The sequence below is a fragment of the Amycolatopsis sp. NPDC003731 genome, from assembly GCF_053586895.1.
The window spans coordinates 19838-35175 of sequence record NZ_JBSFNC010000099.1; the positions used below are offsets into that span (position 1 = coordinate 19838).

A 15338-nucleotide genomic window follows, 5' to 3' on the forward strand; every position below is an offset into this window, starting at 1 on the left:
TTGAAGGGTCATCACTCGTGATTGGAGGGTCGACACGGCGAAACCCGCGGGGCCGGCCGTGTCGACCCTTCGATCACGCGTGTCGACCTTTCCATCACGCGTGTCGACCTTCCGATCACGCGTGTCGACCCTCTGGTCACGCGTGTTCGGCGGTGGGGGCGGTGAGGAGGCCTCGGTCGTAGGCGATGGCGACGGCTTCCGCGCGGCGGCTGGCGCCGAGCTTGGCCATCACGCGGGAAAGGTGGACGCTCACCGTTTTTTCGCTGATGTAGAGCTCTTCGCCGACCTGGCGGTTCGTGCGGCCGAGGGCGACGCGCTCCAGGACGTCGCGCTCGCGGTCGGTCAGGGGGTCGGTGACCGTGCGGGCCGGGGGTGCCGGTTCGACGCCGTCCAGCTCGATGCGGGCGCGGTGGGCCAGGTCGCGGACCGCGTCGCGCAGCGGGATCGCGCCGAGCCGGACCGCCACCGCGTGGGCTGCTTCGAGGGACGCGCCCGCGCCCTCGTCCGCCGCCAGCCGGGCTTCCGCCTCGTGCCAGCGGCAGACCGCCTGCTCGTAGACGGCGCCGTAGCCGAACGCCTCCGCCGCGGCCGCCCACTGGTCCGCGTCGCCGCGACCGGACAGGCAGGTCGCCGCCGCCTCCAGGCGGGCCAGCCAGGCGCGGCCCTCCGGCCCGAGCGCCCCCGAGCGCGGCTGGCCGACGACCGAGCACATCCGGCCGTGCGCCAGGAAACGCTCGCCGGCCGCCACCGCGGCTTCGGCCGCGGCCTGGTCGCCGTGGAGGCGGGCGTCGGCGGCCAGCGCGGCCGCGGCGGACACGCCGAGCGCGCCCACCCGGATGCCGGCCAGCAGGCCGGGTTCGATCCGCTCCAGCCAGCCGATCAGGTCTTCGGCCTGGCGCACGGCCCCGGCGTGGTCGCCGCGCCAGTACGCCAGCTCGATGCCGGCGCCCCCGGCCGACAGCGGGATCTGCATGTCCGCCGTCCAGTGCTGCCGCAGCCCGGACAGCAGCTTCTCGGCCTCGCCGAACCGGCCGCGGGCGACGACGAACAGCGACCAGATGGCCAGGATCCGCGCGGCGACCGCGTTGGACACCCCGCGCCCGGCGCGGCCGGCGCTCTCGTCCGGCCAGTCGCCCATCAGGTAGCGCAGCATCAGCTGCCGTGCCCGCAGCTCGAGCCCGTAGACGCTCCAGCTCAGCCCGGCTTCCTCGGCCCGCGCGACGCCGTGTGAGGCGTGCTCCAGCGCCGCGGCGAAGTCGCCCTGGTCGTCGTGGCTCAGCGCCAGGAAGTAGGTCGCGCGGATTTCGGTGTTGTACGCGCCGACCTCACGCGCCTTGCGCTGGGCCTGGCGCAGCCGCTCCCGGGCCTCGGCGGCATCGCCGCGCGAGTCGGCCAGCGTGCCCAGGGTGACCAGCGCCGACGCCTCGGCGCCGGTCGCGCCCACGGCCTGCCCGTCGGCGACCGCGGTGAGCGCGCTGTCCAGCGCCGCTTCGGGCTGGTCGAGGATCCGGAGGAAGCCGGCCCGGCTGGCCAGCACCCAGGCGCGCGCGGAGCTGGGCTCGGTGTCCTTGACCAGGTCCCAGGCCCGGTCGATGGCGGCGACCGCCTCGTCCAGGGTGCCTTCCAGCGCCAGCAGCGCGTCCGCCAGCCGCCGCCACACCTTCGCGGCCCGGTCGTTCGGGATCTCGCCGGTCAGCGCCTGGGTGGCGGAGCGGGCGAACGCGGCGGCCCGCTCGGGCTCACCGGACGTCCCCGCGAAGTACGACGCTTCGTACAGCAGCTTCAGCTCGTCGACCCCTTCGGGCCGGTCCGCCGGCGTGACGGCGTCCCAGATGGACAGCGCCTGTTCTACGTGCTGCAGCGCCGACCCGGGCGCGCCGAGTTTCTCGGCTTCGTCCATCGCGCGCAGCAACGCCGGCAACGCGGTGGCCAGATCGCTGCTCTGCATCGAGTGGTAGGCCAGCTTCGCGTCGTGGCCACGCCCCTGAGGACGCGCTTTGATCCGCGCCGCGTACGCCGCATGCGTGCGTGACCGCTCCCCGGGCAGCAGGTCGCCGTACACCGCTTCCTGCAGCAACGCGTGCCGGAAGGTGTACGAGCCGTCCGAGAGCACCACCAGCACGTGGTGCTGGACGGCTTCGCGCAGCGCCTCGTCGAGTTCGAGTTCACCCAGCGCGGAGACTTCGGCGAGCGCGCCGTGCATGACCGGCTCGTTGGCCACCGAGATCACCCGCGCGACCCGGCGGGCGTCCGGGGAGAGCCGCTCGAGCCGGGACAGCAGCACCTCGGCCAGCCCGGCGGGCAGGTCGTTGCACTCGGTCTTGGTGGCGAGCAGCTCCTCGGCGAAGAACGGGTTGCCCTCGGAGCGGCTGACGATGTCGGCCACGACGTCCGGCGGCAGCGGCTCGTCGGCCAGCGCCTCGACGAACCTGCGGGCGTCGGCCGCGCCGAACGGCTGCAGGTCGACGCGCTCGACCGTGGCGAGCCGGACCAGTTCGGAGAGGAGGCCGCGCAGCGGGTGCCGCCGGTGGACGTCCTCCTCGCGGTAGCTGCCCACGACCAGCAGCCGCTGCGCCCGCAGGCGGCTGAGCAGGAAGGACAGCAGGTTGTGGGTCGAGGCGTCGGCCCAGTGGAGATCCTCGAGGAGGATCACCACCGGGCGCGCCTGCGCTATCTCGGTCAGCACCCCCAGTACCGCGTCGAACAACTGCAGCTGACCGAGATCCTGCTCCGGCCGGGGACGCACCATGGTTTCCCGGTCGTTGGAGGTCATCGGCGGGTGTTCGGCCGCCCGGGGCTCCTCGAGGCCCTGCCCCTGCGGCAGCAGCCGCCCGAGGGCGGGCCGGGCCCGCACCGCCGCGGCGACCGCCGGATCCGTCGCGCTGCCCAGCGGGGCGAGCGCCTCGGCGAACGGAAGATAAGGAAGACCGCCCTCGCGGACGTCGATGCAGCGGCCGGTGAGCACGAGCCCACTGCAGCCGGCGACGTGCTCGGCGAGCGCGGTCAGCAGCCGGGTCTTGCCGACCCCGGCGTCCCCCGAGAGCAGCACCGCGCCGGCTTCGCCACGTTCGGCCCTGGCGAAGGCGGCGCGGAGCCGCCGCATCTCGTGGGTACGGGCGACGAGCGGGATTCCGGAGCCGAGTCGGGGCACGAGGAGCATTGTTGCTCACCCCACCGACAGTTTTTCAGGGGTTCGGGTGACGAAGTCCCCGACCTGGGGCGAAGCCCCAGGTGTAGCTGCCAGTTTCCGACCGCTTATCGCCATCGACACCATCCCGCCTCCCTTATCGGGCGGTTTCGGCGGTCGCCCGGGCGGCTTCCCGGCGCTCCTGCTTCGGTACGTCGACGTCGGTGCGCGCGGCCCGCACGTGGCGGACGGCGCGGCGGGCGCGGGCGGCCCAGGCGCTGCGCCCGGCCTTCCGCAGTTCCTCGGCCCGGTAGGCCGCTTCGGCCCGGACTGCGTCGAGCATGAGATCGCTGTGCATCGTGTTCCCCTGTCCCTGGCGGTTGGTAGCACTCAGATTCGTCCTGAGGTGCCGCCCCGGGCATCGGGTGATCACGTACGCCTGCGTGCGAAAAGACCCCTTACTCCCGGCCGAGCCCAGCTCGGCGGGGGTAAGGGGTCTTTTCCAGAGGGCTCAGTCGCGTGCTGGGCCGCCGGTCCGCACCGCGGCCAGCAGCCCCCGCCAGCCCGACGCGGGCAGGCGGAACGCACCCCCTTCGGGGTCCTTCGAGTCGCGCACCGCGGCTCCGCCTTCGACGAACGCGACCTCGACGCAGTCGTTGCCGCCGCCGCTGTGGCTGCTCTTGCGCCACCGCGCCCCGGAGAGTTCTGCTTCCATGGTCCCCACTCCCTTACTGTGTCCTCGGTTCCGGATGGTGCACCGGACCCGGTACGGCCGCCTGTTCGGCGAACCGTCCGGCCGCCTCGGCGATCAGGTCCACCGAGTCGTCCGGTTTCAGTGCGGCGGCGCGCAGATGGTCGAACATCAGCCCGTAGCGCCGCACGTCTGTGGGTTCCTCCAGGTAAAGACCGCTGGACGTGCTGTCGTCGACGTAGACGACGTCCGGGTCGGCCTGCTCGGGGAAGCCCATGATGAGGAAGGGGCCTTCCATGCCGGGGTGCGCGCCGGCCCCGAACGGCACGACCTGGATGGTCACGTTCGGTTTCTCGGCGACGGCGACCATCCGGTAGAGCTGCTCGGCCATCACTTCGGGGCTGTCGACCACGCGGCGGAGCACGGCTTCGTCCATCACCGCCCAGTACTCCGGCGGCGGGGTCTCGGACAGCAGTTCCTGCCGGGCCATCCGGGCGGCGACGCGGCGGCGGATCTCGGCGTCCTCGGCGTCCGGCCGCAGCGCGCGGATCACCGCGCGGGCGTACCGCTCGGTCTGCAGCAGCCCGGGCACCAGCAGGGCCTGGAACGCGCGCAGCGAGCTGGCGTCGGCTTCGAGCCCGACGAAGGTGCCGGTGAACACCTCGTTGTAGGCGTGCCACCAGCCGCGCTTGCGGGCCTCCCTGGCCAGCTGGACGAGCGCCTCCTGCTCGTCGCCGGTGATGCCGTAGAGGGCGAGCATGTCCCGGGCGTCACGCGGGGTGACGCCGACGTGGCCGGTTTCGATGCGGCTGATCTTCGACGCCGAGCACTCGAGCTTCTCGCCGACCTCGTCGATGGTGAGGTCGGCGGCCTCGCGGAGGCGGCGCAACTCCCCCGCCAGCCGCCGGCGGCGAACCGTGGGGCTCTGTCCCCTTGCCATCGCGGCACCTCCGGATGTCGAGTGCTACCTGTATCCAACCACCCGGGCGCGGAGTCGGTGGAGCATTAACAGCGAGTCGATTCCGGCGCCGGATCTGCAATTTGCAGAATGCTCTTGTATCCTCGCACCCTGCACTGCGTCGGGCGCCTGACAGTCGGCCAGCCGTGGCTTCGACCGGCCTCTGAGCAGGGTAGACGATGACCGCGCGGAGTGCCGCGCGATCATCGGACGGAGGAGTCCGGGGCTGTCCCCCGATCGGTCCCGGGCTCCTCACCCGCGTCGAATGCCCTATTCCGGAGACCGATATTCGGGCAATTGGTCGCCCGTGCGGGTGATTTCCCGGCGAACCTCACAACACGCGCAGGAGTCCTTCTTGGACGACCGTCGCGATCAGCGTGCCGTCCTGGGCGAAGAACCGGCCGGTGGCCAGGCCGCGGGCGCCGGACGCCGTCGGGGAGGCGCTGTCGTAGAGGAACCACTCGTCCGCGCGGAACGGCCGGTGGAACCACAGTGCGTGGTCGAGGCTGGCGCCGAGCACCTTGTCGGTGTCCCAGTAGACGCCGTGGCGGGCGAGCACCGAGTCCAGCAGCGTCATGTCCGAGGCGTAGGTCAGCACGCAGACGTGCAGCAGCTGCTGGTCGGGCAGTTTCCCGTCGGCGCGCATCCACACCTGGTTGCGCGCGGGCCGCTCGCCGGTCTGCCGGGTGACCCACGGCGGCTCGTTGACGTACCGCAGGTCGATCGGCCGCGGCCGGGCGTGCGCGCCGATCGCGTACCCTTCGGCGCGCTCCATCAGCGTCGGCAGCGTCTCCGGCGCCGGCACGCCCTCCGGCATGACCTCGGCGTGCTCGATGCCCGCCTCGTCCGTCTGGAACGACGCCGAGAGCGAGAAGATCGCCTTGCCGTGCTGGATCGCCACGACCCGGCGGGTGGTGAACGACCGGCCGTCGCGGATCCGGTCGACCTCGTAGACGATCGGCACGCTCGGGTCGCCGCCGCGGATGAAGTAGGCGTGCAGCGAGTGCACCCGGCGTTCCTCGGGGACCGTGCGCCCGGCCGCGACCAGCGCCTGGCCGGCGACCTGGCCGCCGAACACCCGCACCGGCGAGTGGGCGGGCGAAACGCCGCGGAAGATGTTCTCTTCGATCTTTTCGAGGTCGAGCAGCGCGATCAGGCGGTCGAGCACCGGCTGGCCGCCACCGGGGAGCTCCAGTTCGGTGGCGGCCGTCCTGGCCATTTCAGTCATGTCAGGACCATACGTGCATACTGAGCGGTCGGTCTCTCAAGCGTGGTCGTCTTCACCGAGCCGGTGCACGCGGATCAGGTTGGTCGACCCGACGGTGCCCGGCGGGGAACCGGCCACGATGACGACCAGGTCGCCCTTCTGGTACTTGCCCATCTCCAGCATCGCGTGGTCGACCTGCTGGATCATCTGGTCGGTCGAGCTGACCTGCGGGACGATGTGGGTGTTGGTGCCCCACGTCATCGACAGCTGGCTGCGGACGCACTCCTCGGGCGTGAACGCCAGCAGCGGCAGCCGGGTGTGCAGCCGCGCGAGGCGGCGCACGGTGTCACCGGACTGGGTGAACGCGACCAGGGCCTTCGCGTTGAGCCGCTCGCCGATGTCGCGGGCGGCGTAGGAGATGACGCCGCGCTTGGTGCGCGGGACGTGCGACAGCGGCGGCACGATCGGCGAGTCGGTCTCGACCGCCTCGATGATCCGGCCCATCGTCTGCACGGTCTCGATCGGGTAGCGGCCGACGCTGGTCTCGCCGGACAGCATCACCGCGTCGGTGCCGTCGAGCACCGCGTTCGCGACGTCGGAGGCCTCGGCGCGGGTCGGCCGGGAGTTGTTGATCATCGACTCGAGCATCTGCGTCGCGACGATGACCGGCTTCGCGTTCTCGCGGCAGATCTGGATGGCGCGCTTCTGCACCAGCGGGACCTGCTCCAGCGGCAGCTCGACGCCGAGGTCGCCGCGGGCGACCATCACCGCGTCGAAGGCCAGCACGATGGCTTCGAGGTTGTAGACGGCTTCGGGCTTCTCGATCTTGGCCACGACCGGCAGCCGGCCCTTGCCGACCCGGTCCATCACCTGGTGGACCAGGTCGATGTCGGCCGGCGAGCGGACGAAGGACAGGGCGATGAAGTCGACGCCCAGCTCGAGCGCGAACTCGAGGTCCTCGATGTCCTTGTCGGACAGCGCCGGCACGGAGACGTCCATGCCGGGCAGCGAGACGCCCTTGTTGTTGCTGACCGGGCCGCCCTCGGTGACCTCGCACACGACGTCCGGGCCCTCGACGCCCTTGACCACCAGGCCGACCTTGCCGTCGTCGACGAGCAGGCGGTCGCCGGGCTTGGCGTCCTTCGCCAGGCCCTTGTAGGTGGTCGAGACGCGGTCGTGGGTGCCGGCGACGTCCTCGACGGTGATCCGGACGATGTCGCCGTTGTGCCACTCGACCGGCCCGCCGGCGAAGGTGCCCAGGCGGATCTTCGGGCCCTGCAGGTCGGCGAGGATGCCGACCGCCCGCCCGCTCTCCGCGGCGGCGGCCCGGATCAGGTCGTAGACCTGCTTGTGGTCGCTGTGGCTGCCGTGGCTGAAGTTCATTCTGGCCACGTCCATGCCGGCATCCACCAGGGCCCGCATCTTCTCCGGGGTCGCGGTGGCAGGGCCCAGGGTACAAACGATCTTCGCGCGTCGGCTCACGTCCACATAGCGTAGACCCTCTTCGCGCGTTCGTCTGTACCGATCCCGAATGTTCAAGAAAGTGTTCAGAAACCTGCCTGGTCAGGTCACGTTAGCGACGCGGTCGTTCACTGGGGCCGACCCGGTCGCGGGCCCACTCGTTGAACTCGCGCAGCTGCCGCCAGGCCTTCCGGACGCGGTCGAAGGCACCCCGCTCGTGCAGGACGTCGTCGGGCTCCCAGCCGCGCACGGCGTACACCGAGCGGTAGCGCAGCAGGTCGAGGCGCGGGTGGTCCTCGGCGAACCCGCGCGGCTTCGACTTCAGGCGGTCGCCCTTGACCTCCCAGCCCGTGCGCTCCAGCTTGGCGAGGATCTTCCGCAGCGCCTCGCCGTGCAGCTCCGTGTCGACCGCTTTGCGGAACCGGGCGATCTGGTCGGATGCGAGGTAGAAGCAGCCGCCGCCGACGCGCAGGCCCTCGGGGCCCACCTCGACGTAGTAGGCGCCGCCGCCGCGGCCCTGCTCGATCACCCCGCCGCAGTGCGTCTTGTACGGCGTCTTGTCCTTGGCGAAGCGGACGTCCCGGTAGGGGCGGAACACCTTGGGCTCGCCGAAGCCGTCGGAGAACTCGGGGGCGAGCTCGGCCAGCAGCGCTTCCATCGGCGCGCGGACGTCGGACTTGTAGGTCTCGACGTGGTCGTCCCAGTAGGGCTTGGAGTTGTCCTCCACGAGGCCGTCGAAGAAGTCGACGGCGTACTCGCCGAATCCGCTGAACTTCACGCCGACGACCCTAATCGCGCGGACCGGACGGTTTTGTCGGTCCCCCGGCGTAGCGTGCCGGGGCATGACGCACGAGGACTACTTCGCGGCGCTCCCCGAGCCGCGGCAGGGCGAGCTGCGGGCGCTGCACGCGCTCATCCGGGAGTCGGCGCCGCACCTCGAGCCGACGATGGAGTTCGGCACGCCCGGCTACGGCCGGTACCAGTACCGGTACGCCTCGGGCCGGGAAGGCGCCGCGGCGACGGTGTCACTGGCGAGCCGCAAGGGTGGCATCTCGCTGTACGTCGCCTGCCTGGCCGGGGACCGGTACCTGCCGGAACTGTTCGCCGAGCGGCTGCCGAAGGCCTCGGTCGGGAAGAGCTGCGTCCGGTTCAAGCGGCTGTCCGATGTGGACATCGAGGTGCTCGGCGAGCTGCTGCGCGCGACGGCGGAGCACCCACCCGCCGGGGCGGGGTGAGCCCCGGTGCGGCCGGCGGCCGGCCGCACCGGGGGTCGTCACTTCGCGACGGCGGTGATCAGTTCGCCGTTCGTGGTGTCGCCCGAGAGCTCCCAGAACATCGCGCCGCCCAGGCCCTGGGTCTTGGCGTAGGAGATCTTGCCCGCGATGGTCGCCGGGGTGTCGTAGCTCCACCAGTTGCTGCCGCACTTGGCGTACGCGGTCCCCGCGACCGTGCCGGTCGCCGGGCAGGACGTCTTGAGCACCTTGTAGTCCTCGATGCCCTGCTCGTACTTGCCCGGGGCCGGGCCGGTCGCGGTGCCGCCCGGGGCGCTCTGCGTGACGCCCGTCCAGCCGCGGCCGTAGAACCCGATGCCCAGCAGCAGCTTGCTCGCCGGGGCGCCCTTGCTCTTGAGCTTCTGGATCGCCGCGTCGGAGTAGAAGCCGGCGGTCGGGATGCCGGAGTACGACGTCAGCGGCGAGTGCGGAGCCGTCGGGCCCTGCGCGGCCCACGCACCGAAGTAGTCGTAGGTCATCACGTTGTACCAGTTGACGTACTGCGCCGCGCCGCCGTAGTCGGCCGCGTCGATCTTGCCGCCGCTGGTGCCGTCCGCGGTGATCGCCGCGGTGACCAGCTTCGAGCCGAACTTCGCCCGCAGCGCCGCCAGGAGGTTCTTGAACGCCGCCGCGCCGCTGGTGTCGCAGCTCAGGCCGCAGGCGTTGGGGTACTCCCAGTCGATGTCGATGCCGTCGAAGACGCCGGCCCAGCGCGGGTCGTTGACCAGGTTGTAGCAGGAGTTCGCGAACGCCGCCGGGTTCTTCGCGGCCTGCGCGAAGCCGCCCGACCAGGTCCAGCCGCCGAACGACCAGAGGACCTTCAGGCCGGGGTGCTTGGCCTTGAGCTTCTTGAGCTGGTTGAAGCTGCCGGCCAGGGGCTGGTCCCAGGTGTCGGCGACGCCGTCGACGCTGCCCGCGGCGTCGTAGGTCTTCTGGTAGTCGGCGTAGGCGTCGCCGATCGCGCAGCCGCCGTTCGTCACGTTGCCGAACGCGTAGTTGATGTGGGTCAGCTTGCTCGCCGAGCCCGACGTCTCGATGTTCTTGACGTGGTAGTTGCGGTCGTAGACCCCCCATTCGGTGAAGTAGCCGACCACCTTGCCGACGGAGGCTTGGGCGCTCTCGGTCGCGGCGACGGCCGCCGGGGCGGTCGCGCCGCCCGCGACGAGGCCCGCGGCGGCCGCCACGGCCAGCAGGGCCGAGAAGCTCTTCCTGCGCAAACGGGACATGCGTTCTCCCTCCCGGGAATTACTCACGGCCACGGTGCCGGAGTGGTGGGGACCACACTCACCGTAAGTGGACTAGACCACTAGGTCAATGGTTCAGACCATGACAGATCCACATTCCTTGACAGGAATATGCCCGGCGGAGCACATTTCAGGGGTGATGCAGACTTTCGACGTCCTCGCCGAACCCCGGCGCCGGACCATCCTCGACCTGCTGCGCGACGGCGAGCGCTCGGTCGGCGAGCTGGTCGACGAGCTGGCGCTGAGCCAGCCCGCGGTGTCCAAGCACCTGCGGGTGCTGCGCGAAGCCGGGCTGGTGACGGTCCGGGTCGCGGCGCAGAAGCGGTGCTACGCCCTGCGCCCGGAGCCCCTGGCCGAGGTCGACGCCTGGCTGGCGCCCTACCGCCGGTTCTGGTCGGACCGCCTCGACGCGCTGGAAAGCCGGCTGGACGAGACCGGCTTGCCCTGAAGGTCAGGGCCGGCCGGGCTCCGGCGCCGGTTCGAAGGCGATGCCCCGCTCGGCCGCGCGGCGCTCGCCCCACTCGTACAGCGCGGTCAGCGCCGGGCGCAGCTCCTCCCCCACCGCCGTCAGGTGGTACTCGACGTGCGGGACCCGGCCGTCGAACTCCTCGCGGCGGACGAGGCCGTCCGCCGCCAGCTCGCGCAGCTGCTGGGTCAGCATCTTCTCGCTCACCGCCGGCATCCGGCGCCGGAGTTCGCCGTAGCGGTGGGCGCCCTCCTTGAGGTGGGCCAGGATCACCGGCTTCCACTTGCCCCCGATCAGGTCGACCGCCAGCTCCGTCGCGCAGTGGTACCGCTTCATCCCGCTCTCCCCTACGCACCGGAAAGTACGTGGTTGCCCGGCCGGGGAACCACTGGTTGCCTGACCGGGTGATCGTGCCAAAAACCACGCCGACCCTCTACGAATGGGCGGGCGGCCACGAAGCCCTCGTGAAGCTGTTGACGATCTTCTACGGGCACGTCCTCGAAGATCCGCTGCTCGAACCGGTCTTCCGGCACATGGACCCGCACCACGCCGAGCACGTGGCCGTCTGGCTCGGCGAGGTGTTCGGCGGGCCGGCCGAGTACTCCGCGGGCCACGGCGGGCACGCCCACATGATCGGCCGCCACCTCGGCCGCGGGATCACCGAGGAGCAACGCCGCCGGTGGGTGACCCTGCTGCTCGACGCGGCCGACGAGGCCGGCCTGCCCGGCGACCCGGAGTTCCGGGCCGCGTTCGCGGGTTACCTCGAGTGGGGCAGCCGCCTGGCCGTGATCTTCTCCGCGCCCGGCGCCGAACCGAACCTGCACGAACCGGTCCCGCACTGGGACTGGCCGGTACCGCCCTGGCAGCCGCCGTCGTCGTAGCCGCATAGTGAGGGGCAGTCGGAAGGAGGCTGCCTTGATCCGGGTGGACGGCCGGACCCTGCGGTGCGCGGACGTGGTGGCCGCGGCGCGCACCGAGGGCCCGTTGGGCATCGACGTCTCGATCGCCGCGCTGCGAGCGGCCGAGCACGCGTGGAAGCTCGCCGAAGAGCTGAGCACGCGCCGGGTGGTCTACGGCCGCACCACCGGCGTCGGGGCCAACAAGGACGACACGGTCGAGAGCTCCGTGGCGCACGGCCTGCGGCTGCTGCGCAGCCACGCGGGCGGCAGCGGGGACGAGATGCCGCCCGGCCAGGTCCGGGCGATGCTGCTGATCCGGCTCAACCAGCTGCTCTCCGGGCGGTCCGGGATCAGCCCGGACCTGATCGGCGCGCTGGCCGAAGCGGTCCGCACCGGCGCGCGGCCGCTGGTGCACCGGCTCGGCGCGATCGGCACCGGCGACCTGGCCCCGCTGGCCGAGGCGGCACTGGCGCTCACCGGCGAACGGCCGTGGGTCACCGGGCACGTGCCGCCGGTCCCGGTGCGGGCGGGTGACGCGCTGGCCTTCATGAGCAGCAACGCCGCGACGCTCGCCGAAGCGACCCTCGCGGCGATGCGGCTGGACACGCTGACCCGCGCGAGCCACGCCGTCGCGGCGCTGACGTACGTCGCCCTCGACGGCAACCCCGAGGCGTACGCGACGCCGGTGCACGAAGCGCGTCCGCACGCCGGGCAGGTCGCCTGCGCGGCCGAGATGCGGCGGCTGCTGGGCATGCACCAGACGCCGAAGCCGGGACGCCGGATCCAGGACCCGTTCGGGCTGCGGGCGTTCCCGCAGGTGCAGGGCCCGGCACTGGACGCGATCCACTACCTGCGGGACGTCCTCGCCGTCGAGATCAACGCGAGCACGGAGAACCCGATGATCTCGACGGTCCACAACGACGCCTACCACCACGCGCACTTCCACACGGCGTACGTGTCGACGGCGCTGGACCAGGCGCGGGCGACCGTGCACCAGGTGGCGGAGCTGTCGGTGGCGCGCCTCGGCGACCTGGTGGAGCCGGAGTTCACCGGGCTGCGGCCGTTCCTGGCGGCCGGGCCGCCGGGCAGCTCGGGCGTGATGATCCTGGAGTACGTGGCGCACGACGCGCTGACGGAGCTGCGCCAGGCGGCGCTCCCGGCCACGCTCGGCACGGCGGTGGTCTCCCGCGGCATCGAGGACCACGCGAGTTTCTCGACGCAGGCGGCCCGCGCGGCGACCGCGGCGTGTTCGGCCTACCAGCAGGTGCTGGCGTGCGAGCTGGTGGCGGCGGTCCGGGCGCTGCGGATGCGGGAGGCGGACCTGGTGGAACTGCCGGTCCGGGACGCCTTCGAAGCGGCGTCGGAAGTGCTGGATCCCGGTCTCGACGACCGGCCGCTCACCGACGACATCGCCGCCGCGGGCGGTGTGCTGGACGTGCTCGCCCGGATCTGAAACGCCGCGCGGGGCACCTTCACGGCGGTTCAGAGCCGTGGCGGTGCCCCGCAGCGGACAACTCAGCCGAAGAAGACTTCGGCTTCCTGGTAGCGCTCGGCCGGGACCGTCTTCAGCTCGGCCGTCGCCTCGGACAGCTTCACGCGGACGATGTCCGTGCCCTTGAGGGCGACCATCACGCCGAAGTCGCCGTCCGCGACCGCGTCGACCGCGTTGAGGCCGAAGCGCGTCGCCAGGACGCGGTCGTAGGCCGTCGGGGTGCCGCCGCGCTGGACGTGACCCAGGACCACCGCGCGGGACTCCTTGCCGGTGCGGTGGGCGATCTCGTCGGCCAGCCAGGTGCCGATGCCGCCGAGGCGGACGTGCCCGAAAGCGTCCTTCTCGCCGGTGAGCAGCTTCTCCTCGCCGCCCTCGGGCAGCGCGCCCTCGGCGACGACGATGATCGGCGCGAACTCCTTCTCGAAGCGGCGCTCGACCCAGGAGACGACCTGGTCGACGTTGAAGTGCTTCTCCGGCACCAGGATGACGCTCGCGCCGCCGGCCAGGCCGGAGTGCAGCGCGATCCAGCCGGCGTGCCGGCCCATGACCTCGACGACCAGCGCGCGGTGGTGCGACTCGGCCGTGGTGTGCAGCCGGTCGATCGCCTCGGTCGCGATGGAGACCGCGGTGTCGAAGCCGAAGGTGTAGTCGGTGGCGCCCAGGTCGTTGTCGATTGTCTTGGGGACACCGACGACGCCGACGCCGTCGTCGGTCAGCCGCTTCGCGACGCCGAGGGTGTCCTCGCCGCCGATCGCGATCAGCGCGTCGACGCCCTGGTCGGCGAGGACCTGCTTGATCTTCTCGACGCCGCCGTCGACCTTGTACGGGTTGGTGCGCGAGGACCGCAGGATGGTGCCGCCGCGGGTGAGGATGTCCTCGACGTCGTTCAGGCCCAGCGGGCGGCTGTCGCCGGTGAGCGGGCCGTTCCAGCCGTTGCGGAAGCCCACGAAGTCCCAGCCGTGCACCTCGATGCCCTTGCGCACCACCGCGCGGATCACCGCGTTGAGCCCCGGGCAGTCGCCGCCGCCGGTCAGCACACCGACACGCATGAGAAGCCTCCGTCTGTTCTCGGGAGATGACAGTCACATTTCGTCGGGTGTCAGCGTAGCGGCTCTCGTCTTGATCGGTGCAGCCCCTACCACCTGCCGGATCGGTCCGGGTGACGGCTGTGCTACGTTGAGCCCGTGCAGCGCTATTTCTGGTTTACGAAGCCGGCCCCGGGTGGGCACGGCGGCGTGAACCTGCGCTGACCTCCCACCCCGAGCCGGATCTCCAACCGGCTCGGCGAGTCCCCCGCGGGTCGGTGTCCACCAGGAAGGAACACCCCCGCCATGACGCTCTCCGCCGGACCGGCCACCATCGGTGACCTCGACGCCGCGCGCACCACGTCGATCAGTCCGCTCATTTCGCCCGCACTGCTGCGCGAAGACCATCCGGTCGACGCCGCGGTCGCGAAGGTGGTGCGCCACGGCCGCGCCGAAACGGTCGACATCCTCGAAGGCCGCGACGACCGGTTGCTGGTCGTGGTCGGCCCGTGCTCGGTCCACGACCCCGAGGCGGCCCTCGACTACGCCCGCAGGCTGGCCGCGAAGGCCGAGGAGCTGCGCGGCGAGCTGCACATCGTGATGCGCGTGTACTTCGAGAAGCCGCGCACCACGCTGGGCTGGAAGGGCCTGATCAACGACCCGGACCTCGACGGCACGTTCGCCGTCAACAAGGGCCTGCGGATGGCCCGCAGGCTGCTGCTCGACGTCTCGGCGCTGGGCCTGCCGGTGGGCTGCGAGTTCCTCGACCCGATCACGCCGCAGTTCATCGCGGACATCGTGACCTGGGGTTCGATCGGCGCGCGGACGGCGGCCAGCCAGGTCCACCGCCAGCTGTGCAGCGCCCTGTCGATGCCGGTGGGCATCAAGAACTCGACGGAGGGCGACGTCCAGGTGGCGATCGACGCCACCCGCGCGGCGGCGGCCAGCCACGTGTTCCCGGGCATCAACACGGACGGTTTGGCGGCGCTCCTGACGACATCGGGCAACCCGGACTGCCACGTGATCCTGCGCGGCCACAACGCCGGCCCGAACTACGACGCGGCCACGGTCGCGGACACCTTGGGACGCCTGGCGAAGGCGGGGCTGCCGGAGCGGGTGATCATCGACGCGTCGCACGGCAACAGCGGCAAGGACCACGTGCGGCAGGGTGTGGTGGTTTCCGAGCTGGCGGCGCGGATCGCCGCGGGTGAGCGCGGGATCGCCGGGCTGATGATGGAGAGCTTCCTAGAGGGTGGGCGGCAGGAGCTTTCGCTGGGGCGGGCTTCGGAGCTGACCTACGGGCAGTCGATCACGGACGCTTGCCTGGCTTGGGATGACACGGCGCCGCTGCTGGACGAGCTGGCCTCGGCGGTGCGGGCGCGCCGCTGAGAGGTCCCCGGCCTGGGGGTCCCCCGGTTTTTACGTTACCGGGGACCCCCGACAGTTCCCGGGGCGTGCGGCAGGACCGGACGTCGCGAATGACTCATTGGGGACGTC

General features: G+C 71.6%; 15 protein-coding genes. 5 read left to right on the forward strand and 10 right to left on the reverse strand.

Features of this window, described 5'->3' with window-relative positions:
• Window positions 1–136: 136 nt before the first annotated feature.
• The 7 genes from ACWDN5_RS32075 to ACWDN5_RS32105 form a co-directional block, all read right to left on the reverse strand.
• A complete protein-coding gene (locus ACWDN5_RS32075; RefSeq protein ID WP_310976313.1) occupies window positions 137–3160 on the reverse strand; it encodes a helix-turn-helix transcriptional regulator in 3024 nt (1007 codons plus the stop codon).
• Window positions 3161–3284: 124 nt separating this feature from the next.
• Complete coding sequence (locus tag ACWDN5_RS32080) at window positions 3285–3485, reverse strand: hypothetical protein (RefSeq protein WP_310976314.1); 201 nt, start codon at window positions 3483–3485, stop codon at window positions 3285–3287.
• 153 nt (window positions 3486–3638) lie between these two features.
• The gene (locus ACWDN5_RS32085; RefSeq protein ID WP_310976315.1) at window positions 3639–3842 is read right to left on the reverse strand and encodes a DUF397 domain-containing protein; all 204 of its coding nucleotides are present in this window, start codon (window positions 3840–3842) and stop codon (window positions 3639–3641) included.
• Between the two features lie 13 nt (window positions 3843–3855).
• A complete protein-coding gene (locus ACWDN5_RS32090; protein ID WP_310976316.1) occupies window positions 3856–4758 on the reverse strand; it encodes a helix-turn-helix domain-containing protein in 903 nt (300 codons plus the stop codon).
• Window positions 4759–5107: 349 nt separating this feature from the next.
• On the reverse strand, window positions 5108–6004 hold the full coding sequence (gene tesB, locus ACWDN5_RS32095) for an acyl-CoA thioesterase II (protein WP_449678897.1): 897 nt from the start codon (window positions 6002–6004) through the stop codon (window positions 5108–5110).
• A 36-nt stretch (window positions 6005–6040) separates the two neighbouring features.
• Entirely contained in the window at window positions 6041–7465 is a 1425-nt protein-coding gene (gene pyk / locus ACWDN5_RS32100; RefSeq protein WP_310976318.1) for a pyruvate kinase, read from the reverse strand.
• 91 nt (window positions 7466–7556) lie between these two features.
• Window positions 7557–8222, reverse strand: a complete 666-nt coding sequence (locus ACWDN5_RS32105) for a DUF2461 domain-containing protein (protein WP_310976319.1) — start codon at window positions 8220–8222, stop codon at window positions 7557–7559.
• A 64-nt stretch (window positions 8223–8286) separates the two neighbouring features.
• Between ACWDN5_RS32105 and ACWDN5_RS32110 the strand changes: the two genes are divergently transcribed.
• Complete coding sequence (locus ACWDN5_RS32110) at window positions 8287–8679, forward strand: DUF1801 domain-containing protein (RefSeq protein WP_449678898.1); 393 nt, start codon at window positions 8287–8289, stop codon at window positions 8677–8679.
• A gap of 38 nt (window positions 8680–8717) precedes the next feature.
• On the opposite strand, the gene ACWDN5_RS32115 is transcribed toward ACWDN5_RS32110, so the two are convergent.
• Window positions 8718–9941: a glycoside hydrolase family 18 protein gene (locus ACWDN5_RS32115; RefSeq protein ID WP_449678899.1), complete on the reverse strand. Its 1224-nt coding sequence runs from the start codon at window positions 9939–9941 to the stop codon at window positions 8718–8720.
• Window positions 9942–10098: 157 nt separating this feature from the next.
• On the opposite strand from ACWDN5_RS32115, the gene ACWDN5_RS32120 reads away from it, so the two are divergent.
• Complete coding sequence (locus tag ACWDN5_RS32120; protein WP_449678900.1) at window positions 10099–10407, forward strand: ArsR/SmtB family transcription factor; 309 nt, start codon at window positions 10099–10101, stop codon at window positions 10405–10407.
• Window positions 10408–10410: 3 nt separating this feature from the next.
• Here the strand turns inward: ACWDN5_RS32120 and ACWDN5_RS32125 are convergent, their stop codons facing one another.
• Entirely contained in the window at window positions 10411–10761 is a 351-nt protein-coding gene (locus tag ACWDN5_RS32125) for a winged helix-turn-helix transcriptional regulator (RefSeq protein ID WP_310976321.1), read from the reverse strand.
• 68 nt (window positions 10762–10829) lie between these two features.
• On the opposite strand from ACWDN5_RS32125, the gene ACWDN5_RS32130 reads away from it, so the two are divergent.
• Together ACWDN5_RS32130 and ACWDN5_RS32135 are read left to right on the forward strand one after the other, a co-directional pair.
• Complete coding sequence (locus tag ACWDN5_RS32130; RefSeq protein ID WP_449678901.1) at window positions 10830–11306, forward strand: group II truncated hemoglobin; 477 nt, start codon at window positions 10830–10832, stop codon at window positions 11304–11306.
• Window positions 11307–11340: 34 nt separating this feature from the next.
• Window positions 11341–12777 carry an aromatic amino acid ammonia-lyase gene (locus ACWDN5_RS32135; protein ID WP_449678902.1) on the forward strand — a complete coding sequence of 479 codons (1437 nt, stop codon included), beginning with the start codon at window positions 11341–11343 and terminating at the stop codon, window positions 12775–12777.
• Between the two features lie 62 nt (window positions 12778–12839).
• Here ACWDN5_RS32135 and ACWDN5_RS32140 read toward each other — a convergent pair whose 3' ends face one another.
• Window positions 12840–13865 (reverse strand): 6-phosphofructokinase, encoded by a 1026-nt coding sequence (locus ACWDN5_RS32140; protein WP_310976324.1) that lies wholly within the window; start codon window positions 13863–13865, stop codon window positions 12840–12842.
• A 282-nt stretch (window positions 13866–14147) separates the two neighbouring features.
• On the opposite strand from ACWDN5_RS32140, the gene ACWDN5_RS32145 reads away from it, so the two are divergent.
• The gene (locus ACWDN5_RS32145) at window positions 14148–15230 is read left to right on the forward strand and encodes a 3-deoxy-7-phosphoheptulonate synthase (RefSeq protein ID WP_449678903.1); all 1083 of its coding nucleotides are present in this window, start codon (window positions 14148–14150) and stop codon (window positions 15228–15230) included.
• The last annotated feature ends 108 nt before the right edge of the window (window positions 15231–15338 follow it).